Below are 17575 nucleotides of genomic sequence, written 5' to 3'. Positions count from 1 at the left end.
AGGCGCGAGGGAAGGTGTGAGGCATGTCGGAGGCCAGCAACTCCGTGGCGGCCGACGGGGGAGTGGCGGACCGGGCGGCCCGGTGGCGGGCGTTCGCGACCCGGTTCGCGATGGTGCCGCTGCGGCTCTTCCTCGGCGTCACCTTCGTGTACGCGGCCCTCGACAAGCTGTCCGACGCGCACTACCTGGCCGGGGCGGGCGATCCGGCGTCGTTCGTCTCGCAGACCGAAGCGGTCAGGGCCGCCAGCCCGATCTCCTTCCTGCTCGGCCCGGCCCTGGACGCGCCGACCCTGTTCGCGCTCGTCATCGCCTTCGGAGAGCTCGCGGTCGGCCTCGGCACGCTGCTCGGTCTGTGGGGCCGGGTCGCGGCGCTCGGCGGCGCGGCGATCAGCCTCAGCCTCTGGCTGACCGTCAGCTGGAACGTCTCGCCGTACTACCTCGGCAACGACCTGGGCTACCTGCTGGCCTGGACGCCGCTCCTGCTGGCCGGCACCCCGGAGCTGTCGGTGGACGGCTACCTCGCGCGGCGCGCCGGGCTGGACCGCGAGCGCGGGCTGAGCGAGGAGCACGTGCGGCGCCGGTCCCTGATGGACGGCGGGATCGCCGCCGTCGCGATCGGCGGCGCCGGGCTGCTCACCGGCTCGCTCACCCGGACCTTCGGACGGGACAGGACGGCGGCGCCGAAGCAGTCCGCGGCCCCGGTCGCCACCCCTTCCGTGTCCGCCGCGCCGACCCCTTCCGTGTCCGCCGCGCCGACCCCTTCCGTGTCCGCCGCGCCGACCCCTTCCGGGCCCGCCGCGCCGACCCCTTCCGGGCCCGCCGCGCCGACCCCTTCCGGGCCCGCCGGTCAGGCCCCCTCGGTGCCCGCCGCGAACGTGCCGGTCGGCGGCTCGGCCCAGGTCAAGGACCCGGCGACGGGCGACGCCGTCTACATCGTCCAGCCCAAGGCCGGCCAGTACTGCGGCCTCTCGTCGGTCTGCACGCACTCCGGCTGCGCGGTGGACGCCCCGAAGAACGGCCAGCTGTACTGCCCGTGCCACGGCTCCCGGTTCGACGCGGCCACCGGCGCGGTGGTCAACGGGCCGGCCAGGAAGCCGCTCACGAAGTACACCGTCACGAGGAGCGGCGACACGCTGAACCTCGGCCCGCAGCAGAGCTGAGCCGCCCGCGGACCGGGCCCTTCCCGGGACTTGCGGGCTACTCCTCGCCGTTGGACCGGCCGCGGCGGGCCACCGCCGCGACCGCGCCGGCCAGGCCGCCGGCGCCGAGCACGATGAAGGCGACGGGGATGACGATCCGTCCGTTCACCGACTGGTCGTTGACCGCCGCGGCCAGGTAGACCACCGCGATCACGGTGAACAGCGCGCCCGCGATCAGCGAGAACAGGTCGATCCGGTGCTTCCTCACTGCTGGACCACCTTGATGTTGCCGAGCCCGACCTCCAGCATGAGGTCGAGCGTGCCCTTGGACGGCCGGTCGGTGCCGGGGTGGATCTCGTAGGTGTGCCGGCCGGTGCTGTCGTTCCGGTCGCTGCCGGGGATGGTGATGTTGCCGAGCGCCATCCGGGTGACCACGTTCACGGTGACGTCGGACGGCACCACGACCGTCAGGTCGCCCGCACCGATCTCCACCCGGCTGGAGAGGTCGGCCCCGGCGGGGTCGAGCTTGCTCAGGTCGAGCCGGGCCTGGCCGGCGCCGAGGCCGTACCCGGCCTTCAGCTGGGATGCCGAGGCGACCGTCCAGGTGCGGTCGCCGAAGGCGTTCTGCAGCGAGTCCGGCGAGCGGCCGACGAAGGCCAGCGCCAGGGTGAGCAGCAGGCCGATCGCGGCCAGCTTGCGAGCCCGGCCGAACTTCGCGCCGACCAGCAGGGTCAGACCCACCACCAGCAGCGCGGTCGCCATGACGGTCGCGCCCACCACGGTGACGCTGGTGTGCCCGGCGGTGGCGGACCACACCGCGGCGCCCGCGCCGATCGCCAGCAGGAAGCCGAAGAAGCCGAGCGCCGAGCGCTCCTTCGGGTGGCGGACCACGACCGGCTCCGGCGGCGCAGCGGGGCGTTCCTTGCGCAGCGGGTCGCCCTCCGGCAGGTCGGTGCGCTGCCACCAGGGCTGGGCCGGCCCGCCGGGCGGCGGCACCGGGGTGCCGTACGGGGGCGTCGCGCCGGTCTTCGGCTGCGCGCTCGTGGCGCCGTACGGGTTGCGCTCGGGGTGGCGCGGGTCCCACAGGTAGCCGGTGGGGCCGGGAGCCGGGGTGTCGGCGGGCACCGTCCCGGCGGCCCGGTCGGCGGCGTGCCGGGCGCGCGCCGCCTCGTCCTCGGGCGCGTCCGGCCGGGGCCAGACGTACGGGGCGCCGGCCGCCTCGGCCTCGGGGTAGTAGCGGTCGTACGGGCCGCCGCGGCGGCGTCCACGGGCCCGGCCCCGGCGGCGCTCCGGGTCGTACCGCACCGCCAGGAAGACCAGCCCGGCGAGCAGCAGCAGCGGGGACATCTGGTCGCCGTCGCCCATCGAGGAGAAGAACACCCCGGTGCCGATGACGGTCAGGAGGACCGCGCCGACCGACTGGCCGTCCACGCGGCCGGTGAGCACCCGCTGGAGCTCGGTGCGGCCGCCGCGGCCGGCGCCCCTGCCGTCCGGCGAGCCCTCGGTCGGGACGATCAGCCAGGCCAGGCCGTACAGGAACAGGCCGAGCCCGCCGGAGAGGCAGAGCACGACGGTGACGACGCGGAAGACCACCGGGTCGATGTCCAGATGCCGCCCGAGGCCGCCGCAGACGCCGGCCACCACGCGGTGGTGCTCGGCCCGGGTCAGCGGCGGGCGGTCCGGTTCCGGCGGGGCGGCGGGCCCGGCGTCCTGGATGCGGTGGTCCTCGGTCATGGGCACCATCCTCCCGGGCCGCGCCGCCGCGCCCAACCGGTGCCGGCCCTGTCCGCACCCTGACTTGTCCCTGATAAGGGGTAGGGACCCACCCTGATGCGCCCGCGGTCGCCCGCGTGGAACCATCGGTGGCGTGGCAGCACCCGGTACCGATCCCCGTCCCCTCGCCCCCGACGCCCCGCCGCCGGGCGGCGACCCGAACGCGTCGGACGGCGGCCGTCCGCCGTACCGCCGGCTCTACCGGAGCCCGCACGGGCGGATGCTCGGCGGTGTCGCGCACGGCCTCGCGGTGCACCTCGGGCTGCCGGTGCGGTGGGTGCGGCTGGCGTTCGTGCTGCTGTTCTTCGCGCAGGGGATCGGCGGGCTGCTGTACGCGGCGTTCTGGTTCGTCGTGCCGATCGGCATCGGCGAGCCCTCGCAGCGCGGCGGCGCGCACTGGCTGTACGTCAACGGCACGTTCGTGCCCGCCTCGCAGTGGCAGGGGCCGAGCGCGCCGCTGACCAAGTCCGGGAGCGAGACCGGCTGGAGCGGCTGGGTCGGCCGGCTGCGCGAGCTGCTCCAGCACGCCCTCCAGGGCGAGCCGGTCGTCCAGAGCGCCGTCGCCGAGGGCGAGGCCGCCACCCGGCCGGCCGCCAAGGGCGGGCTCGGCCAGCTCGCCGCACTGGTCATGCTCGTGATCGGCGTGATCGCCCTGCTCAACGTCCTCGGCTGGCAGACCGCCAAGCCGTACACCTGGCCGCTGCTGGCGATCGGCGTCGGCGTCGCGCTGGTGTGGCGGCAGGCCGACGACTCGCGGTGGCAGCGCTGGTTCGGCCTGGAGGAGGGCGAGAAGCGGCGCGGCGCCTACACCCGGGTCGGCGCGGGCGTCCTGCTCGCGGTCGCCGGTACCATCGCCCTTCTCGCCATGCAGGGCAGCGGCTCGACGCTCGGCTCGGTCATCGAGGCCTCGATCGCGGTGCTGGCCGGCGTGCTCGTGCTGCTCGGCCCGTACGGCCTGCGGCTGTGGCAGGACCTCGGGGCCGAGCGCACCGCCCGCATCCGCGCCCAGGAGCGCGCCGAGATCGCCGCGCACATCCACGACTCGGTGCTGCACACCCTGACCCTGATCCAGCGCCGGGCCGAGGACCCCAAGGAGGTGCTGCGGCTGGCCCGCTCGCAGGAGCGCGAGCTGCGGCTCTGGCTGTACCGCCCGGAGGCCGCCGCCGAGGCCGCGCCGGAGACCATGGCGGAGACCCTGCGCGCGGTCGTCGCCGAGGTCGAGGACCGGCACGGCGTCCCGGTCGAGCTCGTGATCGTCGGCGACTGCCCGATGGACGAGAAGATCGCGGCGCAGATGCAGGCCGCGAGGGAGGCGACCGTCAACGCGGCCAAGTACGGTGGCGGGGGACCGGTCCAGGTCTACGCCGAGGTGGAGGGGAGGACGGTGTCGGTGTTCGTCCGCGACCACGGCCCCGGCTTCGACCCCGACACGGTGCCCGAGGACCGGATGGGCGTACGGGAGTCGATCATCGGCCGGATGAAGCGCAACGGCGGCACCGCCCGGGTGCGGCCCGCGCCGGACGGCGGCACCGAGGTCGAGCTGGAGATGGGGAGAACGAATGACTGAGGCAGCGCCGGACCGCATCGCGCGGGTCGTGCTGGTGGACGACCACCGGATGTTCCGGACCGGGGTCCGGGCCGAGATCGGGCGCACCGCGGAGACCGGCATCGACGTGGTCGGCGAGGCGGACGACGTCGAGTCGGCGGTCCGCGTGGTCGCCGAGACCAGGCCGGACGTCGTGCTCCTCGACGTCCACCTGCCCGGCGGCGGTGGTGTCGAGGTGCTGCGGCGCTCGGCCGGGGTGATGGGCGAGCAGGGGGGAGTGAAGTTCCTGGCGCTGTCCGTCTCGGACGCGGCCGAGGACGTCATCGGCGTCATCCGCGGCGGTGCGCGCGGCTACGTCACCAAGACGATCACCGGGACCGACCTGGTGAACGCGATCTTCCGGATCTCCGACGGCGACGCGGTGTTCTCGCCCCGGCTCGCCGGCTTCGTGCTGGACGCCTTCGCCGCCACCGACACCCCGCCGGTCGACGAGGACCTCGACCGCCTCACCCAGCGCGAGCGCGAGGTGCTGCGGCTGATCGCGCGCGGGTACGCGTACAAGGAGATCGCCAAGCAGCTGTTCATCTCGGTGAAGACGGTCGAGAGCCACGTCTCCGCCGTCCTGCGCAAGCTCCAGCTGAGCAACCGGCACGAGCTCACCCGCTGGGCCACCGCGCGCCGCCTGGTCTGATCCCCTCCCGTCGAGCCCGCCCGGCCGGCCCCGCACGAACGGGGCTGCCCGGGCCGGGCGGGCTTGTCGGTGCGGGGCCATAGACTCGGAGTGCCATGAGTAGCCTCTTTGACGACCTCCCGCTCCCCGGTTTCGAGGCCCCCGCCGCCGGGTCGAAGCAGCCCGCCGCCCCCCTCGACGAGGAGCCCCCGCCGTTCGAGGACGACGTCCCGTACGACGCGTACGAGGAGGCCATCCCGGAGGGGCTCTTCCAGACCGACCACGCGGCCGAGACCGAGCGGGACGCCTGGTACCGCAACGGCGCCGCCCGTACCGTCGTCGACCCGGCGCAGCTGCTGGAGGGCATGAACGACCCGCAGCGCGACGCCGTCCTGCACGCCGGCTCGCCGCTGCTCATCGTGGCCGGCGCCGGCTCCGGCAAGACCCGGGTGCTGACCCACCGCATCGCCCACCTGCTCGGCGCCCGTGGGGTGCAGCCGGGCGAGATCCTGGCGATCACCTTCACCAACAAGGCCGCCGGCGAGATGCGCGAGCGCGTCGAGCAGCTGGTCGGCCCGCGCGCCCGGGCGATGTGGGTGTCCACCTTCCACAGCGCGTGCGTGCGGATCCTGCGCCGCGAGTCCAAGGTGCTGGGCTTCACCTCCAGCTTCTCGATCTACGACTCGGCCGACTCGCAGCGGCTGATGTCGCTGGTCTGCCGTGACCTCGACCTGGACCCGAAGCAGTTCCCGCCGAAGTCCTTCACGGCGAAGGTCAGCAACCTCAAGAACGAGCTGATCGACGAGGAGACCTTCGCCGACCAGGCCGCCAACCCGATGGAGAAGAAGCTCGCCGAGGCGTACGCGCTCTACCAGCGGCGGCTGCGCGAGGCCAACGCGCTCGACTTCGACGACATCATCATGACGACGGTGAACCTGCTCCAGGCCTTCCCCGACGTCGCCGAGCACTACCGCCGGCGCTTCCGGCACGTCCTGGTCGACGAGTACCAGGACACCAACCACGCCCAGTACACCCTCGTCCGGGAGCTGACCGGCGGCTCGGTGGCCGGCGCCCCGAAGCGCACCGTGGACGGGGAGCTGGTGAACCCGGCCGCCGGGCGGCTCGCCGAGGTGCCGCCGGCCGAGCTGTGCGTCGTCGGTGACGCGGACCAGTCGATCTATGCCTTCCGAGGCGCGACCATCCGCAACATCCTCCAGTTCGAGGAGGACTACCCGAACGCGACGACGATCCTGCTGGAGCAGAACTACCGCTCCACGCAGACGATCCTGAGCGCCGCCAACGCCGTCATCGAGCGCAACGCCAACCGGCGCGAGAAGAAGCTCTGGACGGCCGGCGAGCACGGCGAGAAGGTCGTCGGCTACGTCGCCGACGACGAGCACGGCGAGGCCCAGTTCATCGCCGACGAGATCGACCGGCTCACCGACAAGGGCGAGGCCAAGCCCGGCGACGTCGCGATCTTCTACCGCACCAACGCCCAGTCCCGGGTGTTCGAGGAGGTGTTCATCCGGGTCGGACTGCCGTACAAGGTCGTCGGCGGGGTGCGCTTCTACGAGCGCAAGGAGGTCCGGGACGTCCTCGCGTACCTGCGGGTGCTCTCCAACCCCGAGGACACCGTGCCGCTGCGCCGGATCCTCAACGTGCCCAAGCGCGGCATCGGCGAACGGGCCGAGGCGATGATCGACGTGCTGGCCGCGCGGGAGCGGATCTCCTTCGCCCAGGCGCTGCTGCGGGTCGACGAGGCGTACGGGATGGCCGCGCGCTCGGCCAACGCCGTCAAGAAGTTCAACACGTTGATGGCCGGGCTGCGGCAGGTCGTCGCGTCGGGCGCGGGCCCGGCGGCGGTGCTGGAGGCCGTCCTGGAGGAGACCGGCTACCTGGCCGAGCTCCAGGCCTCCACCGACCCGCAGGACGAGACCCGGGTGGAGAACCTGCAGGAGCTCGCCTCGGTGGCCCTGGAGTACGAGCAGGACCCGGGCGAGCGGCCGGACGCCGGCGAGGAGGGCGCGCCGCCGGTCGGCTCGCTGGCCGACTTCCTGGAGCGGGTCGCGCTGGTCGCCGACTCCGACCAGATTCCCGATGAGGACGAGGAGGGCCAGGGCGTCATCACGATGATGACCCTGCACACCGCCAAGGGCCTGGAGTTCCCGGTGGTCTTCCTGACCGGCATGGAGGACGGGATCTTCCCGCACATGCGGGCGCTCAACCAGGTCAAGGAGCTGGAGGAGGAGCGCCGCCTCGCCTACGTCGGGCTGACCCGGGCGCGCGAGCGGCTCTACCTGACCCGCTCGGTGCTGCGCAGCGCGTGGGGGCAGCCCGCGTACAACCCGGCCTCGCGGTTCCTGGAGGAGATCCCGGAGCACCTGGTGGAGTGGAAGCGGACGGGGGCGGCGCAGGCGCCGGCCGCGCGCGGCTTCTCCTCGGGCTCCTCGTGGGGCAAGTCCTCGTCCGGGGGCGGGAGTCCGCGGACCGGCTCGTCCTCCTCGGCCTCGCCGAAGGCGGGCTGGGGGCAGTCGGCGCGGCGCTCGGGCAGGCTCGTGGAGCGGGAGGCCGTCTCGCTCGCGGTCGGGGACCGGGTCACCCACGACACCTTCGGGCTGGGCACGGTGGTCGCCGTCACCGGTGCCGGCGACCGCGCCCAGGCCACGGTGGACTTCGGCTCGGAGGGCCGCAAGCAGCTGCTCCTCCGCTACGCGCCGGTGGAGAAGCTCTAGCCCGCTAGCGCGGGTCCAGGCCGTTCGAGAGGAACCACGGCAGCGGGTCGACCGGCCCGCTGCCCGGCGGCCGGATCTCGAAGTGCAGGTGCGGACCGGTGCTGTTGCCGCTGCTGCCGACGAAGGCGATGACGTCGCCCTGCTTCACCGGGCCCTTGCGCACCTTGTAGCCGCGCAGGTGGCAGAACCAGGCCTCGGTGCCGTCGTTCATCTTCAGTATCGACATGTAGCCGTAGAACGGGTTCCACTGCGTGCGGATCGTGCCGTCGGCGACGGCGTAGACCTCGGAGCCGCCGTCCACCGGGAAGTCGATGCCGGTGTGGCGGTTGGCCCAGTGGGTGCCGGCCGCGCCGAACAGCTCGCCGAGGCCGTGCTGGGCGACCGGCATGACGACCTTCGGCTGCGGGGCGGCCGGTGGCGCGGGCTGGGCGGTCGGGGCGTCCGTGGGCTGGGCGCCGGCCAGCGGCTGACGGGCGTCGCCGCGCGAGGCCTGGGCGTGGTCGCCGCCGACCGTGACGGCCTGCTGGGCGGCGGCCTCGGCGGTGATGGCGGCGCCGTCCGGGGCATCGGCGGCCGTCGCCTGCGGGGGCACCCGGCCGGCTCCGTCCTGCACCACCGTGATCGCCGCGGCGGCGGCGACCCCGAGCGCGGCCACCGACGGCACCGCGACCCGGAACAGCGCGGCCCGGGTGGCCGCCCTGGCGGCGCCGCGCCGCTGCGCGCGGGACTGTTGGCGGGCGGTCACGCGGAGCTCCGCACGGGTCGGACGGGCGGCTGCGTCGGGAGCCATCGGGGGCTGCCTCCTCGGTGGGCCTCGGTCACGTCGTCGGGCGGGGGGAAACAGGCGTGACTGTAGCCGCACGGCCGGTGCCCCCGGAAAACCTCCGGTTGTCAAGGGGCCGGGCGCAGGCCCGTGTGGTTGGCCGGAGGTGGGTATACCCACTGGTAGCAGGGGGTGGGGCTGTGATTTTGCCCTCCTCTTGAGGGGTGGCACGGCCAACCGGCCCGGGTGGCGCTAACCTCCCCTCAGGTTGGTTATTGACCGTTAACGCGCCCACGGCCCACGAGGTCGGGTGGGTTGGTGGACGACGAGGTCCAGGAGGCAGTGATGGGTGTGTCAGGGCCGATCCGTGTGGTGGTGGCCAAGCCGGGGCTGGACGGTCACGACCGCGGCGCCAAGGTCATCGCGCGCGCCCTGCGCGACGCCGGCATGGAGGTCATCTACACCGGGCTGCACCAGACGCCCGAGCAGGTCGTGGACACCGCGATCCAGGAGGACGCGGACGGCATCGGGCTCTCGATCCTCTCGGGCGCCCACATGACGCTGTGCGCGCGGGTGCTGGAGCTGCTGAAGGAGCGCGACGCGGCGGACATCAAGGTGTTCTGCGGCGGGATCATCCCGGACGAGGACATCGCGGAGCTGAAGGCGATGGGCGTCGCGGACATCTTCACCCCGGGCACGCCGACCCGGGACGTCGTGGCCTGGGTCGAGGCCAACCTCCGCGCGGCGGGCTGAACTTCGGGCTTCCAGCAGCGGGCCGGCCCCTCGGGGGCCGGCCCGCTGCTCAGTTCCCGAGCTCGGCGAGCATCGCCTCCCGGAAGCGGAGCGTCCCGGCGAGGCGGGCGAAGGTCTCGGACCACGCGGAGTCCGGCGCGGCCCCGACGGCCAGTTCCTCGACGGCGCCGGCCGTCTCCGGGGCGAGCGCGCGCTCCGTCATCCCGAGCACGCCGCTGTGGCTCCACGGGTACGCCCCGGAGGCGGCGGCCCGGGACAGCGCGGTGACGACCGCGGTGGACAGCGGTGGCGTCCACGGTGTGGTGCACGCGCCGAGCAGCTGGAAGGCCTCGCCCAGGCCGTGCACCTCGATGAACGCGGCCGTCCAGGCGGCCCGTTCGGCGGGCGGCAGGACGGACAGCAGCTTGGCGGGCGCGCCGGTGGCGCGTGGCGCCCGTGCCCGGCCGGCGCCGCGGACGGGCGGGACGGGCGCCGGGCCGAGCAGCGCGCGGGCCCAGTCGGCGTCGTGCTGGCGGACGGCGGCGCGGGCCCAGGCCTCGCGGAGGTCGTCGGCCCAGCTGCTGCTGGTCTCGTCGATGCTGTCGCCGACCCGCAGGGCGAGCAGCTGGTCCGGTGTCAGCCCGGTCGTCCCCGGCCAGACGGACAGTGGCGCCGCCGCGACCACCTCGCCGAACCACCAGGCCCGTTCGCCGCGCCCGGTCGGGGACTTGGGGGGTATGCCGTCGCGCTGCATGGCCGCGTCGCACTCGGCGGGCGGGGTGACCAGCAGGTGCGTCCCCGGCTCGGCGAGCCGGACGGCGGCGGTGGCGCGGGCGGCCATCCGGCGGGCGAGCGCGGAGCCGGGGAGGGTGGAGAGCAGTTCGGCGGCCGTCGCCCGGACGTTCTTGCTGCGGTCGCCGAGGGCGGCCTCCAGGAACGGCTCGTCCTCGGCGGAGAGGCCGTCCTGGAGGGCGTCCAGGAACAGCAGCCGGTCCTCGGCGCGCTCGGTCGGCCACGTGCTCCGCAGCAGGGCGAGGCCGGCCGCCGGGTCGCGGCGGCGCAGCAACGTCAGGTGGGTGACGCGCTCGGCGAACAGGCCCTCGTGCCACGGGCGGTCGTCCGCGGGCTGCCGCGGCGCGTCGGGCGCCGTGGTGCGCAGGACGTAGCGCCAGTCCGGGTTCTGCAGGGCCAGCCAGCGGCCGAGCGGCCCGGCCAGGGCGACGCCGTCCGGGCGCAGTTCGCTGCGGGCGCGGGCGGCGTCGAGCAGGGCGGGCACCAGGGCGGCGGGCGGGCGCAGGCCCCGGTCGCGGGCGGCGGTGAGCCACTGCGGCAGCAGCTCGGTGAGGTTGGCGAGGGTGCCCGTGGCGCCGCCGGCGCGGCCGGCGAGCAGGACGGCGAGCCGGCGGGCCGCCGCCGGGGGCAGCTCGGGGCGGCCGTCCTCGGGGGCCGGCGGCCCCGGCGGCTCCGCGGCCGGGACGGGCAGGGCGCCCGCGCGGCGGCGGACGGTGGCGAGCGCGGCGAGCTCCAGCAGGGCGGTGGCCGGGTCGTCCCGGTCCACGGACTCGGTGAGGGGCAGGGCGGTGTCCGGGAGCGCGCGGCGGTCGGTGCCGAGCAGGGCGGCGGTGTGGAGGGTCTCCCACGGATCCTGGGTGGTCGTCATGATGTTCGTTGCTCCTGGGAGGTGTTTCGTGGCTCAGGTCGGAGGGCCGCGGCGTCAGGGTGCGTGCATCGCAGGCGGAGGACGGGGGCACCTCCCCGGCCGTCAGGCCGGGGGAGAGTCACGGATCCTGGCCCGAGCCACAGGACACCCCCCTAGGCGGTGGTCAGGCCGATCGGGCGGTGATCGCCGGCCCAGGCCGTGACCGGGGCGAAGCCCTGGTGGCCGTACTCGCCGAAGACGGTGAGCGGGCGGCCGGTGGACACGGCGGCGAGCCGCCACAGGGCCGGCTCCGGGACGGCCGAGGGGCGGACGGGGACGGTGTGGTGGCCGTCCGTCAGGCGCCAGCCGTCCGGGGTGCGGACCGGGACGACGCCGGCGAGGACGGTGGGCCAGGCGTCCAGCCACGGGTCGTCGGCGACGGCGGTGCCGTAGCCGGCCACCGCCTCGGCGACGGAGAGGCCGTCCGGCGGGGCCGCCGGACCGGGCGCGGGGGCGCCGTGACGGGTGCCGAGGGCGGCGCGCAGCGGGCGGGCGCCGGGGTGGAAGGCGAGCTCGGCCTCCAGCACGTGGCCGGTGGGCAGGGCGAGGTCGGGGGCCAGACCGGGGCGGCCGAAGGCGAGCAGCAGGGCCGGGCGGCCGGTCTTGGCGCCGCGCAGCCAGACCCGGCGGGAGGTGAGCCGGTCGTCGGCGCCCCCGTCCATCGGTGCGGTCCGGCTGCCGAGGACGAGCCAGCGGTCGCGGACCGTCGGGCCGGCGAGCAGGTCGGCGGCGTCGGTGGTGTAGCCGACCCGGGTCCGTACCGTCGCCGCCAGTTCGGCGGGCAGCTCCTCGATCCGGGTGGCGGCGGTGGCGAGCAGGTGGAGCATCGCGTACTCCTCCAGGAGCCGCTCCTGCGGGAGGCCGTCGAGCTCGCGGACCCGGGCGGCGAGGCCGGGCGCCTGGGCGTCCACCATCCGCGCGGCCACCTCCTCCCACGGTCCGGCGGTGGACCGGTCGGCCAGGCCGTGCCGGATCCGGTCGGCGAGCCGCAGCCGCAGCTCGGCCGCGCCGGCGGCCACCCGGGCGCCGCGCCGCTCGGCCCGGCGGCGCGCGGCGGCCGGGTCGGCGGGGACGGCGTCGGCGGGGGCCGCGGCGCGCTGCTCGGCGCGCTCGCGGCGGGCCGTGAGCCAGTCGGCCGCCCAGTCGGCGGGCTCGGCGGCGGGGACGGCCTGCGGGGTGCCGCTCCACAACAGGAGGAGTCCGAGCGCGTGCTTGCACGGGAACTTCCGGCTCGGGCAGCTGCACTGGTAGGCGGGCGTGGCGAGTTCGACCACGGTGCGGTACGGCGTGCTGCCGCTGCCCTCGCATTCGCCCCAGACCGCGGCGCCGTCGGTGCCCGGGGCCGACCAGGGCGCGGGCGTGGAGAGCTTGCCGGCCGCCTTCCGCGACGCGGCGTCGGGCGCCAGGGACAGGACGTGTTCGGTGCTCCAGCGTTCCTCCATGGCACCGACCGTAGGCGGCACCACTGACACTCCCTCATGGCAGGCCGGTGAGTGTCAGTGTCCCGGTGCAGGGTGGTTCCCGCAGGCCCGATCACCTCGCCGCCCGCCGCCCGTGCGTCCGGCGGCCGACCCGAAGGAGCCACCATGACCGACGTTCTGCGGCAGCACGCCGAGGACGCCTTCGCCGGTGAACTGGCCGCCCTCGCCGCGCAGGACGACCGTCCGCGCCCCGAGCGCTGGAAGCTCTCGCCCTGGGCCGTGGCGACGTACCTGCTCGGCGGCGAGCTGCCCGACGGCACCCGGATCACACCCAAGTACATCGGCCCGCGCCGCATCGTGGAGGTGGCCGTCACGACCCTGGCGACGGACCGCGCGCTGCTCCTGCTCGGCGTCCCCGGCACCGCCAAGACCTGGGTGTCCGAGCACCTGGCCGCCGCGATCAGCGGCGACTCCAAGCTGCTCGTGCAGGGCACCGCCGGCACCCCGGAGGAGGCCGTCCGGTACGGCTGGAACTACGCCCAGCTGCTCACCCGCGGCCCCAGCCGGGACGCCCTGGTGCCCTCGCCGCTGATGCGGGCCATGGCGGACGGTAAGCTCGCCCGGATCGAGGAGCTGACCCGGATCCCCGCCGACGTGCAGGACAGCCTGATCACCGTCCTGTCCGAGAAGACGCTGCCGGTACCGGAGTTGGGCACCGAGACGCAGGCCGTCCGGGGCTTCAACGTGATCGCCACCGCGAACGACCGCGACCGCGGCGTCAACGAGCTGTCCAGCGCGCTGCGGCGCCGGTTCAACACCGTCGTGCTGCCGCTTCCGGCCTCGCTGGAGGAGGAGGTCGACATCGTCACCCGCCGGGTGAACCAGCTCGGCCGCTCCCTGGAGCTGCCCGAACTGCCCGGCGGCGCCGAGGAGATCAGGCGGGTCGTCACGGTCTTCCGCGAACTGCGCGCCGGGATCACGGCCGACGGCCGGACGAAGGTCAAGACGCCGAGCGGCACGCTCTCCACCGCCGAGGCGATCTCGGTGGTCACCAACGGCCTCGCCCTGGCCGCCCACTTCGGCGACGGCGTGCTGCGCGCCGCGGACGTGACGGCGGGCATCCTCGGGGCCGTCGTCCGTGACCCGGTCGCGGACCGGGCGGTGTGGCGCGAGTACGTCGAAGGGGTGGTGCGCGAGCGCGACGGCTGGAAGGACTTCTACCGCGCCGCCCGCGAGGTGAACGGATGACCACCCGGGACGTGACCCTGCTCGGCATCCGTCACCACGGCCCCGGCTCGGCCCGGGCCGTGGCCGCCGCGCTCGCGCGGCTGGCGCCGGACGCGGTGCTGGTCGAAGGCCCGCCCGAGGCCGACGGCATCGTCGGGCTGGCCGCCGAGAAGGACATGGTGCCGCCGGTCGCGCTGCTCGCCCACGCGGTGGACGACCCGGCGCGGGCCGCGTTCTGGCCGTACGCCGCGTTCTCCCCCGAGTGGGTGGCGATCCGGTACGCGGTGGAGCGGGGGGTGCCGGCGCGCTTCATCGACCTGCCCGCCGCGTACGGCTTCGCCGACCACGCCGTCGACGGGCCCGAGGCCGGCGACGCACCCGAGACCGCCGGGCCCGAGTCCGCCGAGCCCGTGGCCGACCCGATCGCCCTGCTCGCCGAGGCCGCCGGCCACGACGACCCGGAGCGCTGGTGGGAGGACGTGGTCGAGCACCGCGCGCCCGGCGCGGACGCCCTGGCGCCGTTCGCGGCCGTCGCCGAGGCGATGGCGGCACTGCGCGCGGAGGGCCTCGGCGAGTCCCGCCGGGACCTCCTGCGCGAGGCGTACATGCGGCAGCAGATCCGCGCCGCCCGGCGGGCCGGGCACCGGCGGATCGCCGTCGTCTGCGGGGCCTTCCACGTGCCCGCGCTCGCCGACCTGCCGACCGTCGCCCACGACCGGGCGCTGCTCGCGCAGCTGCCGAAGAAGACCAGGACGGACATCACCTGGGTGCCCTGGACGCACCGCAGGCTCACCCGGTCCGCCGGCTACGGCGCGGGCATCGAGTCGCCCGGCTGGTACCACCACCTGCACGCCGCCGCGGGCGATCCGGTGCCGCACTGGCTCGCCCGGGCCGCCGACCTGCTCCGGGCCGAGGACCACCCGGTCTCCTCCGCGCACGTCATCGAGTCGGTCCGGCTCGCCGAGGCCCTGGCGGCCCTGCGCGGCCGCCCGCTGGCCGGGCTCACCGAGACGCTGGACGCCGTTCGCGCGGTCATGTGCGACGGCTCCGACGTCGCGCTGGAGCTGGTCCGCGACCGCCTGGTGATCGGCGACGTCCTCGGCGAAGTCCCGGACGCCGCACCGGCGGTGCCGCTCCAGCGCGACCTCGCCCGGCTCCAGCGCACGCTGCGCCTCAAGCCCGCGGCCGCGTCCCGGGACCTCGACCTCGACCTGCGCAGGGACACCGACGCCGCCCGCTCCCGCCTGCTGCACCGGCTGCGGCTGCTCGGCATCGACTGGGGCGTGCCCGCGCGCTCCGCCGTCGCCTCGACCGGCACCTTCCGGGAGAGCTGGCGGCTGTGCTGGCAGCCCGAGTTCGCGGTCCGGATCGCCGAGGCCGCCCAGTGGGGCACCACCGTCGAGGGCGCGGCCACCGCCAAGGCCGTCGCCGCCGCCCGCGCGGCCACCGAACTCGCCGAGCTCACCGGCCTGGTGGAGACCTGCCTGCTGGCGGGCCTGTCCGCCGCCCTGCCGGCCGTCATGCGGGTGCTCGCCGACTGCGCCGCCCTCGACACGGACGTCGCCCACCTGGCCGGCGCCCTGCCCGCCCTCGTCCGCGCGCTGCGCTACGGCGACGTGCGCGGCACCGACCACGGCGCGCTCGGCGAGGCCGCCACCGGCCTGGCCGACCGCATCTGCGTCGGCCTGCCGCCCGCCTGCGTCGGCCTGGACGCCGAGAGCGCGGCGGCCATGCGCGGCCGGCTCGACGAGGTGCACGGCGCGATCGGCCTGCTCGCCGGGCCGGCCGGTACGGACGGCACCCCGAACGGCCTCGCCGACCGCTGGGCCGCCGCCCTGCACGCGCTGGCCCGCCGCGAGCCCGCCGGCGGCCCGGCCACCGGAGCCCCCGGTCTGTTGCGCGGGCGTGCCGTCCGGCTTCTGCTGGACGATGGGCGGCTCGACTCCGACGAGGCCGGCCGCCGCCTGCGCCTGGTCCTCTCCGCGGCCAACGCCCCGGCGGACGCAGCCGGTTGGATCGAGGGCCTGCTCACCGGCGGCGGCGCCCTGCTGCTGCACGACCCCCGGCTGCTCGCGCTGCTCGACGAGTGGCTGACCGGCGTCTGCGGCACGACCTTCACCGACGTCCTGCCGCTGCTGCGCCGCACCTTCAGCGGTCTGGAGGCGGGCGTCCGCAGCACCGTCGGCGCCCGGGTCGCGGCCGGCCCGCTCGATGCCGAACCGCCCGGCGAGCCCGCCGGCGGCGAGCTCGACCGAGCCCGGGCCGACGCCGCCGTGCCGGTGGTGGCCCTGCTGCTCGGCGTCCGCCCGTTCATCCCCCGGCAGGCCGCCGACCGCAACACCTGAGTCCCAGCCTCTGAAGAGGTCCCCTGAAGAGGCCGTTGAAGAAGCCCCTGAAGAAGCCCCTGAAGAAGGAGGAGCGCATGACGACCGCGACCGACGAACGCCTCCGCCGGTGGCGCCTGGTGCTCGGCGGCGAGGCCGACGGCACCGGCTGCACCCTGCGCGGCCGCGACGCCGCGATGGACGGCGCGCTCGCCGCGCTCTACCGGGCCGCTCCCGAGGAGGCCGGTCGGCCCGGCCGCGGCGGCCGCCGCGGCGCCGGGCTCGGCGGCTCGGCCCCGCAGGTGGCCCGCTGGCTCGGCGACATCCGCAGCTACTTCCCGACCACCGTCGTGCAGCTGATGCAGCAGGACGCGATCACCCGGCTCGGCCTGGACCGGCTTCTGCTGGAGCCCGAGATGCTCGCCGCCGTCGAGCCGGACGTCCACCTCGTCGGCACCCTGCTCTCGCTCAGGCACGCCCTGCCGGAGACCACCCGGGAGACGGCCCGCGCCGTCGTCGGCCGGGTCGTGGCCGACCTGGAGCGCCGGCTCGCCGACCGGACCAGGGCCGCCCTGGGCGGAGCCCTCGACCGCAGCGCCCGGGTGAACCGGCCGCGCCACCGCGACATCGACTGGGACCGCACCATCCGGGCCAACCTGAAGAACTTCCTGCCCGAGCACGGCACGGTCGTCCCCGAGCGGCTGGTCGGCCACGCCCGTGCCCGGCGTGCGGTCAAGAAGGACGTCATCCTCTGCGTCGACCAGTCAGGCTCGATGGCCGCCTCGGTCGTCCACTCGGCCGTCTTCGGCGCCGTCCTCGCGTCGATGCGCACGCTCGACACCCGGCTGGTCGTCTTCGACACCTCGGTGGTCGACCTCACCGAACAGCTCGCCGACCCGATCGACGTCCTCTTCGCGACCCAGCTCGGCGGCGGCACCGACATCAACCGCGCTCTCGCCTACTGCCAGTCGAAGATCACCCGTCCGGCCGAGACGATCGTGGTCCTGGTCAGCGACCTCTACGAGGGGGGCATCCGGGACGAGATGCTGCGGCGGGTCGCCGCGATGAAGGCGGCCGGCGTCCAGTTCGTCGCCCTGCTCGCGCTCTCCGACGAGGGCGCCCCCGCGTACGACCACGCCCACGCCGCCGCCCTGGCCGCTCTCGGCGCGCCGGCCTTCGCCTGCACCCCCGACGCGTTCCCGGAGATCATGGCGGCGGCGATCGAGAAGCGGCCGGTACCCGTCCCCGACCAGGGGGCCTGACCAGCAGGGCGGGTGGATTCACCCGGACGCGCGAATCCGCCCGACCGGTGGACCGGGCGTTTGTCACGCCCCTCTAGGCTGTCTGTGACGGTTCTCACCAAAGACGGGCCGGTCCCGGGCGAAAGAGTCCCGTCCCACGGGGATAACCTGCCAGACGGACGTGACGCGCGTGTTGATTGACGTGTGCGCCCGTGGCTGTGTGGGCCGCAAGGCCGTACCTCTGCGTACCCGCACCGCCCCGACGACCCGCAGCGAAGATCCTGCCGTGGCACGCTCGTAGAGACACA

At 75.3% G+C, this 17575-nt stretch carries 13 protein-coding genes and 1 pseudogene; 9 read left to right on the top strand and 5 right to left on the bottom strand.

All coding sequences use genetic code 11. The features are described 5' to 3' along the window. Positions 1-23 precede the first annotated feature (23 nt). Together ACWCXH_RS16610 and ACWCXH_RS16605 are read left to right on the top strand one after the other, a co-directional pair. Positions 24-530: pseudogene (locus tag ACWCXH_RS16610) on the top strand (DoxX family membrane protein); the annotation flags it as partial. Between the two features lie 57 nt (positions 531-587). Next, positions 588-1160: a Rieske 2Fe-2S domain-containing protein gene (locus ACWCXH_RS16605; protein WP_449802243.1), complete on the top strand. Its 573-nt coding sequence runs from the start codon at positions 588-590 to the stop codon at positions 1158-1160. 37 nt (positions 1161-1197) lie between these two features. Here ACWCXH_RS16605 and ACWCXH_RS16600 read toward each other — a convergent pair whose 3' ends face one another. Together ACWCXH_RS16600 and ACWCXH_RS16595 are read right to left on the bottom strand one after the other, a co-directional pair. Then, complete coding sequence (locus ACWCXH_RS16600; RefSeq protein WP_449802152.1) at positions 1198-1407, bottom strand: hypothetical protein; 210 nt, start codon at positions 1405-1407, stop codon at positions 1198-1200. Next, the gene (locus ACWCXH_RS16595; protein ID WP_449802151.1) at positions 1404-2873 is read right to left on the bottom strand and encodes a PspC domain-containing protein; all 1470 of its coding nucleotides are present in this window, start codon (positions 2871-2873) and stop codon (positions 1404-1406) included. The genes ACWCXH_RS16600 and ACWCXH_RS16595 overlap by 4 nt, the downstream gene beginning before the upstream one ends. Positions 2874-3132: 259 nt before the next feature. On the opposite strand from ACWCXH_RS16595, the gene ACWCXH_RS16590 reads away from it, so the two are divergent. The 3 genes from ACWCXH_RS16590 to pcrA all read left to right on the top strand — a co-directional run bounded on the left by ACWCXH_RS16590 (position 3133) and on the right by pcrA (position 7860). Continuing rightward, positions 3133-4479 carry an ATP-binding protein gene (locus ACWCXH_RS16590; protein WP_449802242.1) on the top strand — a complete coding sequence of 449 codons (1347 nt, stop codon included), beginning with the start codon at positions 3133-3135 and terminating at the stop codon, positions 4477-4479. Then, on the top strand, positions 4472-5149 hold the full coding sequence (locus ACWCXH_RS16585) for a LuxR C-terminal-related transcriptional regulator (protein WP_449802150.1): 678 nt from the start codon (positions 4472-4474) through the stop codon (positions 5147-5149). The genes ACWCXH_RS16590 and ACWCXH_RS16585 overlap by 8 nt, the downstream gene beginning before the upstream one ends. Before the next feature lie 95 nt (positions 5150-5244). Beyond that, the gene (gene pcrA / locus ACWCXH_RS16580; protein WP_449802149.1) at positions 5245-7860 is read left to right on the top strand and encodes a DNA helicase PcrA; all 2616 of its coding nucleotides are present in this window, start codon (positions 5245-5247) and stop codon (positions 7858-7860) included. Between the two features lie 4 nt (positions 7861-7864). Here pcrA and ACWCXH_RS16575 read toward each other — a convergent pair whose 3' ends face one another. Continuing rightward, a complete protein-coding gene (locus ACWCXH_RS16575) occupies positions 7865-8650 on the bottom strand; it encodes a M23 family metallopeptidase (protein ID WP_449802148.1) in 786 nt (261 codons plus the stop codon). A gap of 318 nt (positions 8651-8968) precedes the next feature. On the opposite strand from ACWCXH_RS16575, the gene ACWCXH_RS16570 reads away from it, so the two are divergent. After that, entirely contained in the window at positions 8969-9376 is a 408-nt protein-coding gene (locus ACWCXH_RS16570) for a cobalamin B12-binding domain-containing protein (protein WP_153460947.1), read from the top strand. A gap of 49 nt (positions 9377-9425) precedes the next feature. Here ACWCXH_RS16570 and ACWCXH_RS16565 read toward each other — a convergent pair whose 3' ends face one another. Then, positions 9426-11015 carry a DUF5691 domain-containing protein gene (locus tag ACWCXH_RS16565; RefSeq protein ID WP_449802147.1) on the bottom strand — a complete coding sequence of 530 codons (1590 nt, stop codon included), beginning with the start codon at positions 11013-11015 and terminating at the stop codon, positions 9426-9428. Positions 11016-11167: 152 nt separating this feature from the next. Beyond that, positions 11168-12496: an SWIM zinc finger family protein gene (locus ACWCXH_RS16560; RefSeq protein ID WP_449802146.1), complete on the bottom strand. Its 1329-nt coding sequence runs from the start codon at positions 12494-12496 to the stop codon at positions 11168-11170. 144 nt (positions 12497-12640) lie between these two features. On the opposite strand from ACWCXH_RS16560, the gene ACWCXH_RS16555 reads away from it, so the two are divergent. The 3 genes from ACWCXH_RS16555 (at position 12641) to ACWCXH_RS16545 (ending at position 17288) form a co-directional block, all read left to right on the top strand. Beyond that, positions 12641-13723: an ATP-binding protein gene (locus tag ACWCXH_RS16555; RefSeq protein WP_449802145.1), complete on the top strand. Its 1083-nt coding sequence runs from the start codon at positions 12641-12643 to the stop codon at positions 13721-13723. Beyond that, positions 13720-16047 (top strand): DUF5682 family protein, encoded by a 2328-nt coding sequence (locus ACWCXH_RS16550; protein ID WP_449802144.1) that lies wholly within the window; start codon positions 13720-13722, stop codon positions 16045-16047. Before ACWCXH_RS16555 ends, ACWCXH_RS16550 begins: the two co-directional genes overlap by 4 nt. Before the next feature lie 77 nt (positions 16048-16124). After that, positions 16125-17288, top strand: a complete 1164-nt coding sequence (locus tag ACWCXH_RS16545; protein WP_449802143.1) for a VWA domain-containing protein — start codon at positions 16125-16127, stop codon at positions 17286-17288. Positions 17289-17575 lie beyond the last annotated feature (287 nt).

Source organism: Kitasatospora sp. NPDC001660 (assembly GCF_053596725.1).
The sequence above is the reverse complement of the archived record's forward strand: the minus strand, read 5'-3'. Positions and strand labels throughout refer to the sequence as shown.